General features: G+C 40.1%; 18 protein-coding genes, 18 tRNA genes, 2 rRNA genes and 1 pseudogene. 33 read left to right on the top strand and 6 right to left on the bottom strand.

What is annotated here, in order from left to right:
- The 27 genes and pseudogenes from FQ087_RS20040 to FQ087_RS19910 form a co-directional block, all read left to right on the top strand.
- Positions 1–118: ribosomal RNA gene (locus FQ087_RS20040) — 23S ribosomal RNA — on the top strand; the annotation flags it as partial.
- Positions 119–266: 148 nt separating this feature from the next.
- Positions 267–382: ribosomal RNA gene (gene rrf, locus FQ087_RS20035) — 5S ribosomal RNA — on the top strand.
- A 45-nt stretch (positions 383–427) separates the two neighbouring features.
- Positions 428–502, top strand: a tRNA-Asn gene (locus FQ087_RS20030).
- A gap of 4 nt (positions 503–506) precedes the next feature.
- A tRNA-Ser gene (locus tag FQ087_RS20025) sits at positions 507–598 on the top strand.
- 22 nt (positions 599–620) lie between these two features.
- Positions 621–695, top strand: a tRNA-Glu gene (locus FQ087_RS20020).
- 75 nt (positions 696–770) lie between these two features.
- Positions 771–846 (top strand) — tRNA-Val (locus FQ087_RS20015).
- 27 nt (positions 847–873) lie between these two features.
- A tRNA-Met gene (locus FQ087_RS20010) sits at positions 874–948 on the top strand.
- Positions 949–1,035: 87 nt separating this feature from the next.
- Positions 1,036–1,110 (top strand) — tRNA-Met (locus FQ087_RS20005).
- Between the two features lie 3 nt (positions 1,111–1,113).
- Positions 1,114–1,189: transfer RNA gene (locus tag FQ087_RS20000), tRNA-Asp, on the top strand.
- Positions 1,190–1,248: 59 nt separating this feature from the next.
- Positions 1,249–1,324, top strand: a tRNA-Phe gene (locus FQ087_RS19995).
- A gap of 13 nt (positions 1,325–1,337) precedes the next feature.
- Positions 1,338–1,413: transfer RNA gene (locus tag FQ087_RS19990), tRNA-Thr, on the top strand.
- A 13-nt stretch (positions 1,414–1,426) separates the two neighbouring features.
- Positions 1,427–1,511 (top strand) — tRNA-Tyr (locus FQ087_RS19985).
- A gap of 7 nt (positions 1,512–1,518) precedes the next feature.
- Positions 1,519–1,592, top strand: a tRNA-Trp gene (locus FQ087_RS19980).
- A gap of 26 nt (positions 1,593–1,618) precedes the next feature.
- A tRNA-His gene (locus FQ087_RS19975) sits at positions 1,619–1,694 on the top strand.
- A gap of 36 nt (positions 1,695–1,730) precedes the next feature.
- A tRNA-His gene (locus tag FQ087_RS19970) sits at positions 1,731–1,806 on the top strand.
- A 35-nt stretch (positions 1,807–1,841) separates the two neighbouring features.
- A tRNA-His gene (locus tag FQ087_RS19965) sits at positions 1,842–1,917 on the top strand.
- 10 nt (positions 1,918–1,927) lie between these two features.
- Positions 1,928–1,999 (top strand) — tRNA-Gln (locus FQ087_RS19960).
- A 4-nt stretch (positions 2,000–2,003) separates the two neighbouring features.
- Positions 2,004–2,078, top strand: a tRNA-Gly gene (locus FQ087_RS19955).
- Positions 2,079–2,088: 10 nt separating this feature from the next.
- A tRNA-Cys gene (locus FQ087_RS19950) sits at positions 2,089–2,162 on the top strand.
- A gap of 41 nt (positions 2,163–2,203) precedes the next feature.
- Positions 2,204–2,284: transfer RNA gene (locus FQ087_RS19945), tRNA-Leu, on the top strand.
- Between the two features lie 182 nt (positions 2,285–2,466).
- On the top strand, positions 2,467–2,919 hold the full coding sequence (locus FQ087_RS19940) for an SRPBCC family protein (RefSeq protein WP_149582350.1): 453 nt from the start codon (positions 2,467–2,469) through the stop codon (positions 2,917–2,919).
- Positions 2,920–3,156: 237 nt separating this feature from the next.
- On the top strand, positions 3,157–3,702 hold the full coding sequence (locus FQ087_RS19935; protein WP_149582349.1) for an RNA polymerase sigma factor: 546 nt from the start codon (positions 3,157–3,159) through the stop codon (positions 3,700–3,702).
- Positions 3,656–4,570, top strand: a complete 915-nt coding sequence (locus FQ087_RS19930; protein ID WP_149582348.1) for a hypothetical protein — start codon at positions 3,656–3,658, stop codon at positions 4,568–4,570. The genes FQ087_RS19935 and FQ087_RS19930 overlap by 47 nt, the downstream gene beginning before the upstream one ends.
- 415 nt (positions 4,571–4,985) lie before the next feature.
- Positions 4,986–5,141, top strand: a pseudogene (locus FQ087_RS23195) (GntP family permease); the annotation flags it as partial.
- Positions 5,142–5,291: 150 nt separating this feature from the next.
- Entirely contained in the window at positions 5,292–5,720 is a 429-nt protein-coding gene (locus tag FQ087_RS19920) for a MarR family winged helix-turn-helix transcriptional regulator (RefSeq protein ID WP_188006830.1), read from the top strand.
- 80 nt (positions 5,721–5,800) lie between these two features.
- Positions 5,801–6,787 (top strand): ring-cleaving dioxygenase, encoded by a 987-nt coding sequence (locus FQ087_RS19915; RefSeq protein WP_149582346.1) that lies wholly within the window; start codon positions 5,801–5,803, stop codon positions 6,785–6,787.
- A 2-nt stretch (positions 6,788–6,789) separates the two neighbouring features.
- Positions 6,790–7,392 (top strand): NADPH-dependent FMN reductase, encoded by a 603-nt coding sequence (locus FQ087_RS19910; protein ID WP_149582345.1) that lies wholly within the window; start codon positions 6,790–6,792, stop codon positions 7,390–7,392.
- 116 nt (positions 7,393–7,508) lie between these two features.
- Here the strand turns inward: FQ087_RS19910 and FQ087_RS19905 are convergent, their stop codons facing one another.
- Positions 7,509–8,201, bottom strand: a complete 693-nt coding sequence (locus tag FQ087_RS19905; protein WP_370456096.1) for a B3/B4 domain-containing protein — start codon at positions 8,199–8,201, stop codon at positions 7,509–7,511.
- A 56-nt stretch (positions 8,202–8,257) separates the two neighbouring features.
- On the opposite strand from FQ087_RS19905, the gene queG reads away from it, so the two are divergent.
- From queG to FQ087_RS19890, 3 genes are all read left to right on the top strand, one after another.
- Complete coding sequence (gene queG, locus FQ087_RS19900) at positions 8,258–9,397, top strand: tRNA epoxyqueuosine(34) reductase QueG (protein ID WP_149582344.1); 1,140 nt, start codon at positions 8,258–8,260, stop codon at positions 9,395–9,397.
- A 17-nt stretch (positions 9,398–9,414) separates the two neighbouring features.
- Entirely contained in the window at positions 9,415–9,888 is a 474-nt protein-coding gene (gene trmL, locus FQ087_RS19895; RefSeq protein ID WP_149582343.1) for a tRNA (uridine(34)/cytosine(34)/5-carboxymethylaminomethyluridine(34)-2'-O)-methyltransferase TrmL, read from the top strand.
- A gap of 320 nt (positions 9,889–10,208) precedes the next feature.
- The gene (locus FQ087_RS19890) at positions 10,209–10,511 is read left to right on the top strand and encodes a hypothetical protein (RefSeq protein ID WP_149582342.1); all 303 of its coding nucleotides are present in this window, start codon (positions 10,209–10,211) and stop codon (positions 10,509–10,511) included.
- A gap of 37 nt (positions 10,512–10,548) precedes the next feature.
- On the opposite strand, the gene FQ087_RS19885 is transcribed toward FQ087_RS19890, so the two are convergent.
- Entirely contained in the window at positions 10,549–11,850 is a 1,302-nt protein-coding gene (locus FQ087_RS19885; protein WP_149582341.1) for an NCS2 family permease, read from the bottom strand.
- A 157-nt stretch (positions 11,851–12,007) separates the two neighbouring features.
- On the opposite strand from FQ087_RS19885, the gene FQ087_RS19880 reads away from it, so the two are divergent.
- Both FQ087_RS19880 and FQ087_RS19875 read left to right on the top strand, forming a co-directional pair.
- Complete coding sequence (locus FQ087_RS19880) at positions 12,008–12,832, top strand: aldo/keto reductase (RefSeq protein ID WP_149582340.1); 825 nt, start codon at positions 12,008–12,010, stop codon at positions 12,830–12,832.
- 128 nt (positions 12,833–12,960) lie between these two features.
- Complete coding sequence (locus FQ087_RS19875; RefSeq protein WP_304624773.1) at positions 12,961–13,491, top strand: methyl-accepting chemotaxis protein; 531 nt, start codon at positions 12,961–12,963, stop codon at positions 13,489–13,491.
- A gap of 54 nt (positions 13,492–13,545) precedes the next feature.
- Here FQ087_RS19875 and FQ087_RS19870 read toward each other — a convergent pair whose 3' ends face one another.
- From FQ087_RS19870 to FQ087_RS19860, 3 genes are read right to left on the bottom strand one after another with little or no spacing between them, the layout of a single operon-like run.
- Positions 13,546–14,397 carry an RluA family pseudouridine synthase gene (locus tag FQ087_RS19870; RefSeq protein WP_149582338.1) on the bottom strand — a complete coding sequence of 284 codons (852 nt, stop codon included), beginning with the start codon at positions 14,395–14,397 and terminating at the stop codon, positions 13,546–13,548.
- A 52-nt stretch (positions 14,398–14,449) separates the two neighbouring features.
- Positions 14,450–14,929 (bottom strand): thioredoxin family protein, encoded by a 480-nt coding sequence (locus FQ087_RS19865; RefSeq protein ID WP_149582337.1) that lies wholly within the window; start codon positions 14,927–14,929, stop codon positions 14,450–14,452.
- A 1-nt stretch (position 14,930) separates the two neighbouring features.
- Positions 14,931–15,356 carry a disulfide oxidoreductase gene (locus FQ087_RS19860; RefSeq protein WP_149582336.1) on the bottom strand — a complete coding sequence of 142 codons (426 nt, stop codon included), beginning with the start codon at positions 15,354–15,356 and terminating at the stop codon, positions 14,931–14,933.
- Positions 15,357–15,488: 132 nt separating this feature from the next.
- Between FQ087_RS19860 and FQ087_RS19855 the strand changes: the two genes are divergently transcribed.
- Positions 15,489–17,033: a carbon-nitrogen hydrolase family protein gene (locus tag FQ087_RS19855; RefSeq protein ID WP_149582335.1), complete on the top strand. Its 1,545-nt coding sequence runs from the start codon at positions 15,489–15,491 to the stop codon at positions 17,031–17,033.
- Between the two features lie 897 nt (positions 17,034–17,930).
- On the opposite strand, the gene FQ087_RS19850 is transcribed toward FQ087_RS19855, so the two are convergent.
- A complete protein-coding gene (locus FQ087_RS19850) occupies positions 17,931–18,686 on the bottom strand; it encodes a class I SAM-dependent methyltransferase (protein ID WP_149582334.1) in 756 nt (251 codons plus the stop codon).
- Positions 18,687–19,044 lie beyond the last annotated feature (358 nt).

Below are 19,044 nucleotides of genomic sequence, written 5' to 3'. Positions count from 1 at the left end.
GATTTCCCATTACGCAAGTAAGTAAGATCCCTCAAAGAAGATGAGGTTGATAGGTCTGGGGTGGAAGCGCGGCGACGTGTGGAGCTGACGGATACTAATCGATCGAGGACTTAACCAATTTTGAAAAAGGGCTTGATTACCCTGATTCTGTGTAGCACAATGTCTGTTTTATTCAGTTTTGAGCGAACAAAATTAATTATTTTGTAAAAAACGCTTGCAAGATCCAACAAGATATGATATACTTAATCTTGTCTTGTGGAAAATAGTTCAGTGACGATTGCGAAGAGGTCACACCCGTTCCCATACCGAACACGGAAGTTAAGCTCTTCAGCGCCGATGGTAGTTGGGGGTTTCCCCCTGCAAGAGTAGGACGTCGCTGGTCTGTTAGTCCAAAAGAACATACTCATTGTATGATCTTTGTTATTATTCCGCAGTAGCTCAGTGGTAGAGCAATCGGCTGTTAACCGATCGGTCGTAGGTTCGAGTCCTACCTGCGGAGCCATTTAGGAGAGCTGTCCGAGTGGCCGAAGGAGCATGATTGGAAATCATGTAAGCGGCTAACGCTGTTTCAAGGGTTCAAATCCCTTGCTCTCCGCCAGATTCACATAAATAATAATAAAGGCCCCTTGGTCAAGCGGTTAAGACACCGCCCTTTCACGGCGGTATCACGGGTTCGAATCCCGTAGGGGTCACCATTACTTTTTTAAAACGAAGTTTTGAAAAGAGTATTCATAAACGCACACTATACGTGATGAAGAAAATTTTACCCAGGAGGATTAGCTCAGCTGGGAGAGCACCTGCCTTACAAGCAGGGGGTCGGCGGTTCGAGCCCGTCATCCTCCACCATTACATTTACTCTATAAATAATACTGTCGCGGGGTGGAGAAGTGGTATCTCGTCGGGCTCATAACCCGAAGGTCGCAGGTTCAAATCCTGCCCCCGCAACCAAATTTTAATCATAAAGCAGTGAATTACATAATTGGTTTTTGATTAGACATTCAAGTTCATTATTAAATTAATAGTTTATATTGTTGTCGCGGGGTGGAGAAGTGGTATCTCGTCGGGCTCATAACCCGAAGGTCGCAGGTTCAAATCCTGCCCCCGCAACCAAATGGTCCCGTGGTGTAGCGGTTAACATGCCTGCCTGTCACGCAGGAGATCGCCGGTTCGATCCCGGTCGGGACCGCCATTTTTATTAATACTTTAAGGTTTAGAAAGAGCTAACGGCTTAATGTAAACCAAATATGTGGCTCAGTAGCTCAGTCGGTAGAGCAAAGGACTGAAAATCCTTGTGTCGGCGGTTCGATTCCGTCCTGAGCCACCATTCTAATATATGTGCCGGAGTAGCTCAACTGGTAGAGCAACTGACTTGTAATCAGTAGGTTGAGGGTTCAAGTCCTTTCTCCGGCACCATTTACACCAATATGGTGGGGTAGCGAAGTGGCTAAACGCGGCGGACTGTAAATCCGCTCCCTACGGGTTCGGCGGTTCGAATCCGCCCCCCACCACCATTTTTGTAGGGGCATAGTTTAACGGTAGAATAGAGGTCTCCAACACCTTTGATGTGGGTTCGATTCCTACTGCCCCTGCCATTTTTTTAGTTTAATCTAATATCATGGCGATTGTGGTGAAGTGGTTAACACATCGGATTGTGGTTCCGACACTCGAGGGTTCGATTCCCTTCAGTCGCCCCATTTTTATATCCAATGAAAACAAAATTATATATCATGGCGATTGTGGTGAAGTGGTTAACACATCGGATTGTGGTTCCGACACTCGAGGGTTCGATTCCCTTCAGTCGCCCCATTTTTATAATCAATGAAAACAAATTAGATATCATGGCGATTGTGGTGAAGTGGTTAACACATCGGATTGTGGTTCCGACACTCGAGGGTTCGATTCCCTTCAGTCGCCCCATTTATCTTTTTGGGGTATAGCCAAGCGGTAAGGCAACGGACTTTGACTCCGTCACTCGTTGGTTCGAATCCAGCTACCCCAGTTTCGCGGAAGTAGTTCAGTGGTAGAATACGACCTTGCCAAGGTCGGGGTCGCGGGTTCGAATCCCGTCTTCCGCTCCACATTTCATATGGCGGCATAGCCAAGCGGTAAGGCATGGGTCTGCAACACCCTTACCACCGGTTCGATTCCGGTTGCCGCCTCCAATTTTCTTATGTATCATTGTTGGTGAAATGAATATTAGTATGCCCGAGTGGTGGAATGGCAGACACGTCGCACTCAAAATGCGATGCCGTAAGGCGTGCCGGTTCAAGTCCGGCCTCGGGTATCAGATGAAAAAACACAACTTCGGTTGTGTTTTTTTTTATTTAATTTCTACTATATAAGTTGAATTAATTGAGCGAAGGGGCCTTACGATGGCTATCCATAGCACCGTAGTGTATTCAATGCAATTCAATTCTTTTCTTCAACACATGTTTAGATAAAAGACTAGAGAACGGGGGAACCGATATGCCAATAATTGAACACCAGGAGTTTGTTCAAGCCTCGGTAGAACGTTGCTTTGATCTTGCACGAGATGTGGATGTTCATACACGTACGACAGAGGGGACGAAAGAGAAGGCTGTCGGTGGGATTACAACAGGTTTATTACTGGCCGGGGATGTTGTTACATGGGAGGCCGTCCATTTCGGTATAAGACAACGACTGACTGCAAAAGTAACGGTGATGGATAGACCGTATAAGTTTGAAGACATAATGGTGAAAGGGGCATTCCACTCTTTTCACCATATTCATGAGTTTATTGAGATGGATAATGGCACTTTAATGATTGACAGATTTCAATATACATCACCATATGGATTGATTGGTGTTATTGCGGATAAGTTGTTTTTGGAAAGTTATATGAGGAATTTCATCATGAGTCGGGCACGGGCCTTGAGACATATTGCAGAAAATGAGTAACGAGTGTTTCGTCAAGAAAAGTTGACTTAATAAATAAGTATTGAATGTATCTACTATATAAGTTGAAATCAAGAACTCTTTTTACCAAAACTTCTTTTAAGTTGGTAAAAGGAGTTTTTTTGGGAGGAGAAGAAATTGGTGAAGTTCTTTTACTGTACCTTGAAGTAATATCTCTTCTTAGTTATCTGTAATATTTTACATAGTGAATCGTCTAATAAACAAAGGGGGGGAAATCGTGTGACGAACCATAAAATCGAGGAGTGGTTTCAACTGTACGAAAGGGATATCACAAGCTTCCTTACTTACTATATAGGCTCGATGGACGTCGAGGATCTTGTACAAGAAACCTTTATGATTGCTATGAAAAAAATGTCAGGGTTCAGAGGTCAATCTCATCCGAAAACGTGGTTGATTTCTATTGCAAGAAATAAGGTTGTTGATGGTTACCGGAGAAGGAAAGTATGGGAGAAGATCAAGCACTTAGTTCTCCGCGAGCCAAAATATTCAAATGAATTGGAAGAACAAACTATCCTTAATCAAGAGATTCATCAATTATATAAAGCAATCCATCAACTTTCTCCACAATATAAAGAAGTAGTTATCCTGAGAGGCATTTTGGAGTTAACAGCTAAAGAAGTGAGCGAAGTAATGAAAAGTAATGTGAATCATGTGAATGTCATGTTTCATCGAGCATTAAAGCAGCTAAGAGAGATTCTTGTAGAGGGGGGATTTCCTTATGAAGAGAATGGAGAACTTACAAGAAAATCTGAAAAAACTTCCTAAATACACATTGAATGAGGAACAGAAGGAAAACATCAGCCTAGCTTTGAAAAGGGAAATCAAGCCTAAAATGAGGATAGACTTTGTTAAACCTTTCATTGCACTAACTTTGATATGTGCAACAGTATTCGCCCTTGTCCTATCAAGTGACAGTGAAAGGAATAATTGGTTTAGTGAGTTAAGGCAGTCGTTTCGGCCTCAAGTAGAATTGACTACACAACAAGCCAAAATCTTTAACCTACCACATAATAATCAAGAAGTGACTGGAATTGAAGATAAGGTGGGGATGTTATTTAACGAGCAATTTGTAGCCAAAGATGCGAGAAGAGGAGCTAAAATGATGCTCTACTTTTGGGGGGATTCATCAGAACTCGCAGGAAGAAATTATAGGGTAGAAGCAAAGAACACTTACAATGAAGAAATCGTGATTTCTAAAGGGACTTTCGACGGTTTTCTATTTGACGAAAATATCCAACAGATAGTGACGAGTTTCGAAACAATCCCTACAGAGGGAGACTGGCAATTATCCTTCTATGTGGATGATAAATTATTTGAGGAATTCGTAATTGAAGTCCTTCCCGCATTTCCTAAGACTGAAAATTATACTTTGATTAATCATCCAATGGAACTTAAAGTAGATGAGAAAACTGAAATCTATATTGAAAGTTCGAAGGAAAGTGGGAAGGAAATAGAAGTTAAGGTGCTTAGTAAGAAAGGGAACATTATTTCGGAACATGTTTTTATTCAGAATGGAAAAGCTACTGTAGCAGGTTCGTTTATATATCAATATCAAGGGGATTTGAAATTTCCAGAGCAAGGAACATGGACATTACTAATTGATGGTGAGAAAACACAGCCATTCAAAAATTGAACTAAAAAAATCGCTCCTTACCGCCGAAGAGAAAGAAACGATTTTCATAGAGGGAATCCGGCGATACTATTTCGAGTTTTCCATTGCAATTGCCTTTGTCTGTCGCGTCCCTACAATGTTCAAGTGAAAAATGCAGTTGTTTTGGAAGAAAAGAATAGATGATATTCTATTGAGAGTGTGATTGCCCGAAGATATAATTTCGGGCAATCTTGTACAATGTGTTCCTTGCTTACTTTTAGTAAAAATTATGCATCTAAGCTTGTGTTGCCTATTAGAAACTGACACATCTTTAAAGTAAATAAGAAAAAATCATAGAGAGAGCATCAGCCGCCAAAATTGCATCTTTGGCGGCTTTTCTCCAGGTAAGAAGCCATCTATTCTTTCAAAGTGCCGCTATAGGTGCAAAGAGTATTACGATACACTTCCTTATAACGGAGCCGTTATTACCTTACTAGCTGTTACAGGCTTAACACACAAACAATCTTATGGTGACATATTTGTGATTACCATCATTAAAACAGTAACCGTATTTGTGATTATTGCCCTTTACACTTGGTTTGGTATTGTTTAAAACGGAAACAAAAGTCATGAGACGTATATGATTTTATCTTCCTAGATTCTTGAAAAATCTAAAACGATTGACAAGTAACGAAGTACATGGTAAATTTATTTCAAATTAAAGATATGTCAATCCGAGATAAAGTGGAAGGGAGGAATAGGAATGGAAAATAATAAGTTAAAAGCATTTACAGTTTTACTTCGTGCTTCCCAATCGATTCAGGAAGTTAATAAAAAAAGTGTAGCCACATTCGGATTAAATCAAACCGAATTCGCTGTTCTAGAATTGTTGTACCATAAAGGGGAACAGCCAATACAAATTATTGGAAAAAAGATTCTTATTTCAAGTAGTAGTATTACTTATGTCGTAGATAAGCTTGAAAAAAAGAACTATATTTTTCGTAGAGCGTGTCCAGATGATCGTCGCGTAACTTATGCTGTTATGACGAGTGAAGGAAAAGAGTTTATGGATAAAAATTTCTCTCAGCATCAAAAGAAAATTGAGCAGATTTTTGAACAGTTAACAGATGAGGATATTACTAAAACAATTGACCTTCTGAAACAAATTGGATACCATGCAGAAAAACTATAATTTTTTTCATTAATATCTCGAATTGAAGAATTATTAATTTGAGTATTAGTGATTATATAGAAATGAAAGGGAGAGAAATAATGAATCATTTAAAAGGAATTCACCATGTAACAGCTATTACAAGTAGTGCAGAAAAGAACTACGAGTTTTTCACATATGTATTGGGTATGCGGTTAGTTAAAAAAACGGTCAATCAAGACGATATACAAACCTATCACCTCTTCTTTGCAGATGACAAAGGAAGTGCTGGAACCGATATGACGTTCTTTGATTTCCCAAACATTCCAAAGGGGATACATGGTACAAATGAGATTGCCAAAACGTCATTCCGAGTACCGACTGATGTAGCACTTGATTATTGGGTAAAACGTTTTAACCGACTCAAGATTGAGCATACTGGCATCAAGGAGCAGTTTGGTAAAAAGACACTGTCTTTCGTAGATTTTGACGATCAGCAGTATCAACTAATTTCTGATGAATTTAATGAAGGTGTCGCAGCTGGTACAGCTTGGCAAAAAGGTCCAATTCCATTAGAGTTTGCGATTACTGGTTTAGGCCCAATTTTTGTTCGAATTTCGGATTTCACATATTTCAAACAAATGTTAGAAGAAGTCTTGCTGTTTAAAGAAATTAATTCAGAAGGAACTTCTCATTTATTTGAAGGGGGTGAGGGAGGAAATGGTTCTCAAATTATTGTAGAACATAATACGACATTACCAATTGCACGACAAGGATATGGTACAGTTCATCACGCTGCTTTTCGTGTAGAGGATCGTGTAGTGTTAGATGAATGGACGCAACGACTTGAGGAATTTGGATTCCAAACATCGGGTTATGTTGATCGTCACTTCTTTGAATCGCTATATGTACGCGTTGCACCACAAATTTTATTTGAGTTTGCAACAGATGGACCAGGATTTATGGGTGATGAGCCATATGAAACACTTGGCGAAAAACTATCATTACCACCTTTTTTAGAACCAAAGCGCACACAAATTGAGCAGTTAGTACGACAGTTTGATACAGTAAGAAGCACAATTGAAATTCAAAAAGAATATGAGGTATAACAATGAGTTTTATTAAAAAATTATTCGGATCAAACGAAAATGTAGAGCAAACAGGAGGAAATGACATGTTGAAAATTGGGATTGTTTTGGGTAGTACACGTGAAGGACGAGTTAGTCCACAAGTAGGGAAATGGGTAAAAGAACTAGCAGACAAACGCGGAGACGCTTCATACGAAATCATTGACATCGCAGACTTCAAATTACCACTATTAGGTGAACCAGGTGGCGATGCATCAGGCGCAGCAGCTTGGTCAGCAAGTATTAATGGTTGCGACGGATTTGTATTCATCGTTCAAGAATATAACCACTCAATCACAGGCGCACTAAAAAATGCTTTAGATTACTTACGTGACGAGTGGAACAATAAAGCGGCTGGTATTGTATCATATGGTTCAGTAGGCGGGGCACGTGCAACTGAACATTTACGCGGTATTTTAAGTGAATTGCTTGTAGCGCATGTTCGTGTACATCCAGCATTATCACTATTTACTGACTTCGAAAATGGTACGGTATTCAAACCTGCTGCCGTGCAAGCAGATTCTGTAAACCAAATGTTAGACCAAGTTATCCCATGGACAACTGCATTAAATACAATACGTAAGTAATTTTAAAAGATGTAAAACAGCTAGGAAAAGAAAATACAAATAGAAGTAGTACAAACCAAGAGCTTGGTTTGTACTACTTTTTTTAAATATACATATTCAACCATTTATAAACGATGTCAGTCTACTGTAATAGAAGTTTGTCCTTCGTGCAAAACATAAGAACGGACGTCTCCGCCGCTAAGACTAGTGAACATATTTCCGCATGCTGTTGTCAGTTTAAACGCTTCAGCAGCATCCATGGATGGACGTAAAAAGTAGATATGCAACGCTTCGGTCGTATCTTCTGTTACGGCGGTGCGAATAGAGTCGACATATGGACTGCCAAATGGGCTATAATCATCTTTTAGCAGTAGAATGTTCTGTAATGAATTAAAACGGCCGTTCAATCCCTCGTATCCATCCTCATCCATGCCTGAAGTTACCAAAACATCGCCGACAATTTTTTCGAAATCGTAAATACCTATTGGGATTTGGTGTTGTAAGGAAAAGAAGTTGTTCAAGTCGACAGCATTGTGGAATGGATCGATGTAGTTGTTCTTCTTAATCCGCCGCATAAGTGCTTCTGTAGAATGACGGTATCGATTAGGGTCTGCGCCAAGTGCTTTCCATACAGTGCGCCATTCGTTAATGCCGGGGAATTCGGTGACAGATTTGTTCTCCAGTTCAAAGAAAAGCTGCTCTTGGAATAATTGTAATTTTCCTTTTAGCATTTGAGGCGATTCTGACACTGTAATTTTGGTATAATGGTTAATGCCCAATTTTAATCCGGGTATGGTACCTAACAGCTTCATATCCATTTCGATAATCAATGACTTCACCCTTTATATAGTTTAATTCAATAGTAGCATAGTGGAGGCGATACAGTGTGAATGCTGTTCAATTGCAACAGTCAGTGAGGAACTATGCGGAGTCAATCGGCATCGACAAAATTGGTTTTACAACAGCTGCGCCATTTCGTGAGTTGAAAAACCGCTTAAAGCGGCAGCAAGAACTTGGCTATCAGTCGGGTTTCGAAGAAAAAGATTTAGATAAACGGACAGAACCTGCCTTATTGCTTGATCAAGCGGAAAGTATTATTGCAATTGCTGTAGCCTATCCGTCCAAAATGGCAGATTCTCCTAGGGGGAAAAAAGGTGAGCGGCGGGGGATTTTTTGTCGTGCATCCTGGGGAACAGATTATCATACGGTCCTTCGTGAGAAACTGAGACTGCTTGAAGAATTTATACTGGAACATGCACCTGCGGCAAAAGTTCGCTCAATGGTCGATACGGGGGAGCTTGTAGACCGCGCTGTTGCAGAACGGGCAGGCATCGGTTGGTCGGCAAAAAACTGTTCAATCATTACGCCAGAATTCGGTTCGTATGTTTACCTCGGTGAAATGATTACTAATATCCCATTTGCTCCAGATGTTCCCATGGAGGATGAATGTGGGGATTGCACACTTTGTCTTGACGTATGTCCAACAGGGGCTTTGATACAAGGAGGGCAATTAAATGCGCAGCGTTGTATTGCTTTTCTAACACAGTCGAAAATGCCAATCCCAGAAGAATTTCGTACGGAGTTTGGTAATCGGGTATACGGGTGCGATACATGTCAAACGGTGTGCCCTAAAAATAAAGGAAAGCATAATTTGCATCAGCAAGCTTTCCAACCGGAACCTGAATTGGCTAAGCCGCTTCTTCAACCGATTCTTAGGTTGTCAAATCGCGAATTCAAAGAGATATTTGGACATGTATCAGGATCATGGCGCGGAAAAAATCCGATTCAGCGAAATGCAATTATTGCACTCGCACATTTCAAGGATGAGTCTGCTGTACCTGAATTGATCAGCATGTTAAAAAACGATCCTAGGCCTGTCATTCGTGGTACGATTGCATGGGCACTTAGTCGAATCGGTTTGGAAGAAGGCTATATAGCTATTATGGAAGCGTTAGTGATAGAGGAAGATCCGGAGGTACGTGCTGAATTAACAAAGGCATCGGATAACTGGAAAGAAAAAGTTTAATTGGAGGAATCATTGAGATGGCCATACATGTAGCGTTATTTGAACCACAAATCCCAGCAAATACAGGGAACATTGCGCGAACATGCGCAGGAACAGGAACGAAACTTCATCTTGTGAAACCACTTGGGTTTTCGACGGATGACAAGATGTTGAAACGTGCGGGGCTCGATTACTGGGAGCATGTTGACATTACCTATCATGAAGGAATTCGAGAGCTATTTGCGGCGAATCCTGAAGCGGTATTTTACTTTTTAACGAAGCATGGTGAAAGGACTCATACAGCATTCGATTATTCTGATGTTTCTACGGATATATTTTTCGTCTTTGGTAAAGAGACGACCGGTCTCCCTGATGACGTTTTACAAGAGAATAAAGAACGGTGTTTGAGAATCCCAATGAACGAAAACATACGGTCACTTAATTTGTCGAACACTGCCGCTATTCTTATATATGAAGCGCTCAGACAGCAATCCTATCCGGGAATAAATTAAAAGAACGGGACAGCCAGAAGGCATGTCCCGTTTACTTGTTATTATTTTCTTTGACCAGGTATCTTAACCTTGCCGGGTTTATCATCGTATCCACCTGTGAAAATTGCAGATAGGAATGCAAAGCACACACCTATAATCAGAATTACTGTCATGATAGGTACCTCCTGTAAATTCATTAGTAGCTCAATTTAGTATACCCTATTTTTAAATGAATTGAAACGACTGCCAAGAAAAGTTATGACAGAGCAGAGAAAAATGAAACTTTCTGCTAGCTAGTCCGTATATAACACAATAGCTCAAATGATATGGAGGAAATATAGATGAATTATTCAACAGTAATGAAATGGGTAACGGCAATTGCGGAAGGTTTTCTTGCAATTCCGCTCATTGGAGGAGTCATTGTCATAAGCTCCGGTTATTCGGCACTTGGTGTCATGTTTGTTTTACATGCAATTACATTACTACTATCAATCAGGGACATGCAGGGCAAGGGAGCGTCAATTCTAGGTCTAGTGACGAGCGTAGTGAGTGCGATTCCGATCATCGGCTGGTTCATGCACCTAGTAACTGCAGGAGCGCTCGTCTTGTCAGCTATCACCTCTAGACGTAGAATAAATATATGAAAAATGCCCTTCCGAATAATAACGGAAGGGCATTTTTTTAATGTGGTAAAAAGAATAGTTGGTAGGTGAACAGTACTGCGAAAATATAGAGCAGGATAGGAACTTGTTTTCCTTTCCCTTTCACAACTTTTAATAATGGATAAGTGATGAAACCTAGTGCGATTCCTGTCGCAATGCTAGATGTGAGTGGCATTGTCAAGATGACAAGAAAGGCTGGGAATGCTTCATCAAACGAATCCCAATCAATATCTTTGACAACGCCAATCATCAAGCTTCCGACGATGATTAAAGCAGGAGCGGTAATGGCAGAGACACTGGACAACGTACTGACAAGCGGACCGAAAAATGCTGCACCAATAAAGAGAATAGCAACAGTCAGCGTCGTCAATCCTGTCCTGCCACCTACAGCAACACCGGATGAAGATTCGACGTACGCTGATGTTGGACTCGTTCCAAACATGGATCCGAAGACCGTTGCAACGGAATCTGCAAGCAATGCTTGACGTGCACGTGGTAGCTTATTGCCTTTCATCAGTCCAGCCTGTTTCGCGACCCCAATCATCGTACCGGTCGTATCGAAGAGGGTAACAATAAGGAATGCAAAGACAACGCCATACAAACCATGCGAAATGACATCACCAAATGCAGTAATGGGATTCCAAACAAGAATACCTTCCGGCAATTGAGGCAGTTTCCATAAGGCACCTTCAAATTTGAGCTGACCTGTAACTGTTGCGATAATCCCAGTCAGTATCATTCCGATAAAAATCGAGCCGTAGACATTCAGTGTCATAAGGATTACCGTTACTAAAAGACCGAATAATGCTAGCAAAACAGGTGGAGAAGTGAGATCGCCAAGCTTAACTAGATTTGATTCGTGAGGAGCAACAATTCCTGATAGGCGCAAACCTATAAAAGCGATGAATAATCCTATTCCTGCAGTAATTCCAAGTTTTAAACTTTCAGGAATAGATTCGATTAATTTTTCACGGAAAGATGTCAAGGACAATAGTACGAATAATAGTCCAGCTATAAATACTGCAGAAAAAGCGGTCATGTAATCGAGTTGTCCGTCAGAAGCGAGAACAACCGATGTGAAATAGGCATTCAATCCCATCCCAGGCGCAATAGCAATTGGATAGTTAGCGAAGAGTGCCATCCAAAGTGTACCAACGACAGCAGCGATAATTGTTGCAATGAAAACTTGCTCGAATGGTACACCTGCATCAGCAAGAATAATCGGATTGACGATTACGATATATGCCATTGTCAAAAAAGTAGTCATTCCGGCTAATATTTCAGTTTTTGCAGTAGTATTATTCTTTTTTAAATGAAACAATGTAATTCTCCTCTCAAAATACGAACGAAACGAAGTGCATCTACAATAATATTCGTTTTTGTGGTAAAATTCAACCCTGAAATCTAGTCCGGTAATTCGTAATATTCGGATGCCGATTGTACAATGGAAATATAAGCGGCGAAAGGGGAAGTATACTATGTCAAAACTATTTAAGGGAACAATTGAACTTGCAAATGGTGTGAAAATGCCACAATTAGGTCTCGGTGTCTACAAAATGATAGATCCCGAGCAAACAGTCGAAGCAATTACATATGCAATAGAAACTGGGTACCGTGCAATTGATACAGCAGCCATTTATGAGAATGAAAGCGAAACAGGCGAAGCGGTTCGTCATTCCGGTGTTTCGAGGGAAGAGTTGTTCATCACATCGAAGGTTTGGAATACCGATCAAGGCTATGATGCGACGCTTAGGGCATTCGAAAATTCATTGGAGAAACTTGGCTTAGATTATTTGGATCTATATTTGACACATTGGCCTGTATCAGATAAATATGTCGACACTTACAAAGCGATCGAACGACTATATGATGAAAAACTGATTCGTACCATAGGCGTCTCCAATCATCATGCCTATCATCTAGAGAAAATCTTTGTTAAAGCGAATGTAGCGCCGATGGTGAACCAGATTGAACTCCACCCGTATCTAACGCAGGAACCGTTGCGCGCGTTTTGCAAGGAGAACGGCATTGCAGTGACATCTTGGTCGCCGCTTGCACGTGGGAAACTATTTGCAGAACGGACACTTCTTCAAATCGGTGAGCGATACGGTAAAACACCTGCACAAGTAATTATCCGTTGGCATTTACAAAACAATCTTATTGTCATTCCAAAATCAGTGACTCCTGAACGAATTCGGGAAAATAGTGAAGTAGCCGATTTTGAACTATTATCTGAAGAGATGAACTTGATTAATTCGCTTAATAGAGATGAACGAACGGGAACAAATCCGGATATGTATTAATATCGCCAACGTCCATAAGGGTCCCCATAAGTCTTTATTTTATGCGTAGTATTGCAACTTTTATCGTGAATACTGAAATTGAAAACAGCTATATTTTGGTATGATGAAAAAGAATGTGGGAGGAATTTATGGATATGTTCGGAAATGGAAAAGGTATCCGAGACGACATTTTCCAACAAGAAATGGATCGTCTGAAATTGGCGTATTTAGATATAGAAAATAGCGCAGTGCAGACAAACTTGCTCGCATTGAATACACCAATTGTGGCGGCACGGGCTGGTGAGCTTGGTAAAGGGACTGCAGTTGTTACACAAGAAGTACGAAAAACTGCAGAAAGCGCATCCGATAGTACTGCAAACTTCCAGGCGTTGACTTCTTCCCATCGCGATGAAATCGAGCAGGCGCTTGTAGCTATAAGGAAGGGTGCTGAACTCGTTGAAAAAGGGGTCTCAATTAGTTTCGTAACTGCATCAAAAATTGAAAGTATCCTAAGTACGATTAAAGTAAGCCAAAGCGACATCAGTACTATTCAAGAAATAATTGAAGAACAGAAACTGTTATCCGAATTAGTGAAATATGAACTTCAGGGTGCAAAAGAGTTATTCACGCAGGCACATGATCTGACTTTTGACCATATTGAAGATAAAGAAGTAGATTAGCGTTTTAAGAACAAAATAAAAATGCCCTGGAGATACAACTCTCCAGGGCATTTGTTAGATAGTACTCATTTCGATAAGCGTCTGTTTCTCTGTAAATGGATGGATGAACGATAACGTCGTTGCAGTTAACCGATAATTACCGTCTTCTGTTTCACTACCGTCATAGAGTGTATCGCCTGTAACAGGGTATCCAAGATGTGATAAGTGAACACGAATTTGGTGTGTCCGGCCTGTCTCTAGTTCAGCTTCTACGATTGACGTTTCATCTTTGCGTTCAATAAGCCTGAAATTTGTAACAGCAGATTGTCCAGACATTGAAACAATTCGTTTGGCTGGATGATGACGGTCTTTTCCAATCGGAAGTCTAATTGTACCTTTAGGTCTTTTTAAGTAACCGTCAACTTCTGCAGTGTATTTCCGTTTGATTTCGTTATTCTCAATCATGCGATCAAAGAGTGCTTTCGCAATCGGATGTTTTGCAATAAGAACAGCACCTGAAGTTCCTTTATCAAGACGATGGACATGCTCGGCGTAGACACCGCCATTTTTTTTAATATGTGCCATGACAGCATTCATCAATGTACCTGTGTCCCTTGGACCATCGGGATGTGTTGACATGCCAGCAGGTTTTACGACTGCAAGGATATGTTCGTCTTCAAAAAGTACCGTCAATTCAACTTGTTCATCTGAGATATATGTTGAAGCTGCTTCAGGGAAAGTGAACACTAATTCCGTCCCTTCAGGAAGCGGTAGGCGCCAATCATCCACTGGTTCGCCATCCTGACCTAGTACACTCTTGGCCATACGCATAAGGTGAACGGTCTTTTTACCACCTTGCCATTTGTCCTTGAGTAAATACTCAACGGTCATATTATCTTCTGATGTTTTATAATGAAATAACGTCATTCAAATCATTCCTTCCAGTCGCGTTCCATTATCTAAGGCGATTGCGCTTTTGTTATTTACCTTCAAATTCATTGAAAAATGCACGGATATTTTCTTCGGGCTGTGCGCCGACCATCCGCCCTACTTCTTTACCATCTTTGTAGTGGACAAGTGCTGGCCAAGATTCAATTTTATAGTCTGTATTCATGCCGGCTTTATCCCCATATTCCATCATGTTATATTGCAGTACATTGACGTCCATTTCTGTAGCAATAGGCATCATGACAGGCGTCATCTGCATGCAGTACTGACATTCAGGGTGGAAATAGTAAGCCGTTACTGAGTCACCAGCTTCTATTTTTTTGAACAGGTCATCTGGTTGGACGATGTTGCTGTAGTTTTCATTGCCAATCAAAGCAATCGTCGATTGAGAAAGGTTGTCCGTTCCATAAGGATTATCCTTCAACTTTGAATTGTTCGATTGGTTCGTTAAGACAATGATGAGGATGAAGATAGCGATAATGATACCGCCAATGATCAATAGTTTTTTCAAGTTACTTCGACTCCTTCTGCCATTTCATCATGAAAAGGCTTGTTATTAAGATGATTAAAAATGCCGTAAGTGCCAAGAAGGGAATTGTGATAAACCCAAGGTAGTTGATGTACTGTCCAGTGCAAGATACATTCCCACAAACCGGTGCACTTTCACTCAAAAAAGTGATTTTTTGGAGTCCATAATGATAGAGTGAAATACTTCCACCAACAATCGAGAAGACAGCTAAAGTCGAGGCAATTCGTACATTTTTTTGGAACAGGGCGACGCCTGAAATGAGTACGATGGGATACATAAGTATCCGTTGGTACCAACAGAGCGTACAGGGCTCATATCCGCGTACTTCCGAAAAGTATAACGAACCGAGCGTTGCGACAAATGCAACTGTCCAAATAAGAATCAGACTGTTTTCCAGTCGTTTTTGCATACGATCATCTCCTGCTCGATTAACTTCATACACATTTGATTATAGGGTGTCGTATTAAACAAGTAAAACATTATTAACTGTAAGGCCACTGCGGTATAATGGAGAGTAACAGGTTGGGAAGAGGTGTTTCGGATGAGTGAAGAATTTGATTTGTCTACGTTTGAAATAAGTATGGTCATTCGTCAGATGAACTTTGATGATATAAAAAGACTTTTAAGTATGCAAGAATTGTGTTTTCCAGGAATGGAACCATGGGAAGTAGGTCATTTGAGAAGTCATTTGGAGATTTTTCCGGAAGGACAGCTGGTTGCAGAATTAGACGGGGAGATCATCGGTTCGTGTTCAAGTCTGATCATCAACTTCGACGAGTACGACGATCGTCATACATGGGATGATGTAACAGACGAAGGGTATATTACAAACCATAATCCCGACGGCTATAATATGTACGGCATCGAAGTCATGGTGCATCCTGGCTACCGCCGTATGAAAGTCGGGCAGCGTTTGTATGAAGCACGTAAAGAACTTGCAAGAGAGCTCAATTTGAAGTCGATTATCCTTGGTGGGCGGATCCCGAACTACCATAAGTTTGCCGACGAAATGTCGCCGCGTGAATATGTAGATTCTGTGTCACGCCATAAAATCTATGATCCTGTACTGACGTTCCAGTTAATGAATGACTTTACGTTGATGCGAGTTAATCCGAACTATTTGCCGGATGATAAAGCGTCTAAGAAATATGCTACTTTGATGGAATGGAATAATGTTGATTATAAACCGCTCACGAAGCGTCATTTCAAGACAAGCTACCCAGTACGGATTTGTGTCGTACAATATTTAATGCGTAAGATTTCTTCCTTTGAAGAGATGGCTCATCAGTGCGAATACTTCGTCGATGTGGCGTCTGATGCTAACTCAGATTTCGTCGTATTCCCGGAAATCTTTACGACCCAGCTTATGTCCTTTTTGAATGAACCATCACCGAGTCAAGCGGTGCGTAAAATGACAGAATATACGCCACAGTATATTGAACTGTTCATGAATCTCGCGGTACGTTATAACGTGAATATCATTGGTGGATCCCATTTTGTCGAGGAAGAAAATGAAGAAATCTACAACATCTCATATTTGTTCCGTCGTGACGGTTCAATTGAAAAACAATATAAAATACACATTACGCCGAACGAACGAAAATGGTGGGGAATCAGTGCTGGAGATGCGGTGCGCGTATTCGATACAGACTGTGGGAAAATCGCAATCCAAATTTGTTATGATATCGAATTCCCAGAATTAGCACGTATTGCGACGGATATGGGTGCTAACATTATCTTTACACCATTTTGTACGGAAGATCGCCAAGGGTATCTCCGTGTCCGTTATTGTGCGCAAGCCCGTGCCGTTGAAAATCAAATTTACACAGTAATTTCTGGTACAGTCGGAAACTTGCCGCAAACTGCAAATATGGATATTCAATATGCACAATCTGCTATTTTTGCGCCATCCGATTTCGAATTTGCCAGGGATGGTATTGTAGGCGAGACAAATGCCAATTTGGAAATGGTGCTCATCGGGGATGTTGACCTAGAGATATTGCGACGCCAGCGTCAAGACGGAACGGTTAAACAACTGAAAGACAGAAGGCATGATGTTTACAGTATTGATTATAAGAAGGACTGATGGGGAAGAGCCACGGTAAGGATTAAACCCCTGAAATGAGTGATTCAAGTGCTTCTGGAAGACACACTTTGTATAGTCGTGCTTTTGGATCACTCTTGGATTAAATGACTTCTAGTACGATTATCGATATGTCTTGACGTGTAAGGATGCGACTTTGTCGCATCCTTACACGTTTTTTTCGGTAATCGTATATTTGTCCTTCATCCGTCGTGCTCCAAATACATTAGTACACAGAGTGCTAATGCTCTGTGGGACGAAAGAATAGCTGACTTCTAACCAGGAGAAAAGCCGCCAAAGATGCAATTTTGGCGGCTGATGCTTTCTCTATGGTGTTTTCTTTCTTTATTTTAGAGAAGTGTTACTTTCTAATAGGCAACACAAGTTTAGATGCATAATCTCCACTAAAAGTAAGCAAGGAACACATTGTACAAAGTACTAGAGTGCCCGAAATTGCATCTTCGGGCACTTACACTTTCTATAGAAAATCATCTATTCTTTTCTACAAAACCAACCGCATTTTTCACTTGAACATTGTAGGAGCGCAACAGGGAAAGATTCGTAACAGTAATACTGAAAAAAGTGTGGCTAGAAGTGACGGAGTCACTTCTAGCCACACTAGGACCCCTCAGTAAATCTGTCATGAATAGTTAGCCGAAAGCGTTCCAAAGATGGTCCAGTGAAAATGGATGTTATCAAATCCTTCTCACCAGTTTTTTATGCGAATGGTTAATCAACAGACGTGTGATCAAGATAATGTAATGAACGAAGTATTCTATATGAACAAGAAAAAATGGATTGAGATATACATACGCATTATGAAATCGAGTTACTTAATGGATCTATTGGATTTTAGCCCACTATTACTAACCGGCCAGTTTGTCATGCTACAAAATAATACTATTTTCTAGCCTTAATGATAAATGTATTAGGTACTATTCTTGTTTTATAAAGTGAATAATAGTTGGAAGAAAAATCCTCGTTTTGACCATCATATTCACTGGATACTTCACCCTCAATTACTTTTTCTATTTTAAATCCAGCTTCAACTAATTTATTTATATATGTACTTAATTTCCTTCTTGGCATTACTATAGGAAGATTTTCACCTTTGAAAGAATCCCAAACTTCATAACCTTCTTTTTGATATGATCCTTTTAAAATCAATGAATTACTTTCACATTTAACATAAGGATAAATAGGATGTTCCCAACTGAAAATAAAGCTCCCGTCTTTTTTTAAATATGAATAAATTAGTTCTAATGTTTTTGAAAGGTCGATTGTCCAGCCAAGTGCATAAATAGAATAGACAATATCAAAGTGATCTTTTGGAATACCAATTTCATCTTCCATCGCAGCACAAAATAACCTTGGTTTAAGTTCTTTTAATGTGGCTTTAGCTATTTCAATTTGTGAAGAAGACAAATCAATACCCCAAAGTTCCTGAGCTCCGTTTTCTTCCATATATTTAAGGGAATGCCCACTCCCACAACCTATTTCAAGCACTTTCCTATGTTTTATAGTATCGAAAAGATTAATTTCATCTTCTGTAACTGTAAAGGGTCCATATTTAGGAAGCGAATCTACTCCGAAAAATTTAGGAGCAACTAAATCCCAACAATTTTTATTTATCTTTAACATTTCAGTTTTTTCCAATCGTTCCACTCTCCTAATATTAACGATATGTTTTTCTGTAATGAAATTTACATAAATCCATAGAACTTCAAGGTAAAAAACACTTAAAGTTTACTGTAGTATTTTTTCGACAAGCTTAAATGCTTTTCGATAACATCTATTAAAGGTTTCAGGGAAGCATCACCAAATCCCACTTTCAAAAGTAAAGTAACAAAATATGACCTCCAATCATTCTAAGGAATATTATTAGTTGTTCTACCTAAATTTCGAAATCCCTTCTATTTGGAAATTCTTAAGATGAATTCTATCTTTAAAATCAAAAACTTAATCCTACATTAACGACAAGTAGGTCCCGTACAGGTCTTCAATTCGTAATCAA

This window comes from Sporosarcina sp. ANT_H38 (assembly GCF_008369195.1).
Classification (GTDB): domain Bacteria; phylum Bacillota; class Bacilli; order Bacillales_A; family Planococcaceae; genus Sporosarcina.
Note: the sequence above shows the minus strand (reverse complement) of the source record. Positions and strands in the feature narration are given on the sequence as shown.

What these genes read in the sequence shown, in the direction of transcription:
- FQ087_RS19930 (WP_149582348.1), top strand. Translation starts at nt 3,656, where the DNA reads ATGAAGAGAATGGAGAACTTACAAGAAAATCTGAAAAAACTTCCTAAA.
- FQ087_RS19855 (WP_149582335.1), top strand. Translation starts at nt 15,489, where the DNA reads ATGAGTGAAGAATTTGATTTGTCTACGTTTGAAATAAGTATGGTCATT.
- FQ087_RS19880 (WP_149582340.1), top strand. Translation starts at nt 12,008, where the DNA reads ATGTCAAAACTATTTAAGGGAACAATTGAACTTGCAAATGGTGTGAAA.
- FQ087_RS19920 (WP_188006830.1), top strand. Translation starts at nt 5,292, where the DNA reads ATGGAAAATAATAAGTTAAAAGCATTTACAGTTTTACTTCGTGCTTCC.
- FQ087_RS19875 (WP_304624773.1), top strand. Translation starts at nt 12,961, where the DNA reads ATGGATATGTTCGGAAATGGAAAAGGTATCCGAGACGACATTTTCCAA.
- trmL (WP_149582343.1), top strand. Translation starts at nt 9,415, where the DNA reads ATGGCCATACATGTAGCGTTATTTGAACCACAAATCCCAGCAAATACA.
- FQ087_RS19870 (WP_149582338.1), bottom strand. Translation starts at nt 14,397, where the DNA reads ATGACGTTATTTCATTATAAAACATCAGAAGATAATATGACCGTTGAG.
- FQ087_RS19910 (WP_149582345.1), top strand. Translation starts at nt 6,790, where the DNA reads ATGAGTTTTATTAAAAAATTATTCGGATCAAACGAAAATGTAGAGCAA.
- FQ087_RS19860 (WP_149582336.1), bottom strand. Translation starts at nt 15,356, where the DNA reads ATGCAAAAACGACTGGAAAACAGTCTGATTCTTATTTGGACAGTTGCA.
- FQ087_RS19890 (WP_149582342.1), top strand. Translation starts at nt 10,209, where the DNA reads ATGAATTATTCAACAGTAATGAAATGGGTAACGGCAATTGCGGAAGGT.
- FQ087_RS19915 (WP_149582346.1), top strand. Translation starts at nt 5,801, where the DNA reads ATGAATCATTTAAAAGGAATTCACCATGTAACAGCTATTACAAGTAGT.
- FQ087_RS19940 (WP_149582350.1), top strand. Translation starts at nt 2,467, where the DNA reads ATGCCAATAATTGAACACCAGGAGTTTGTTCAAGCCTCGGTAGAACGT.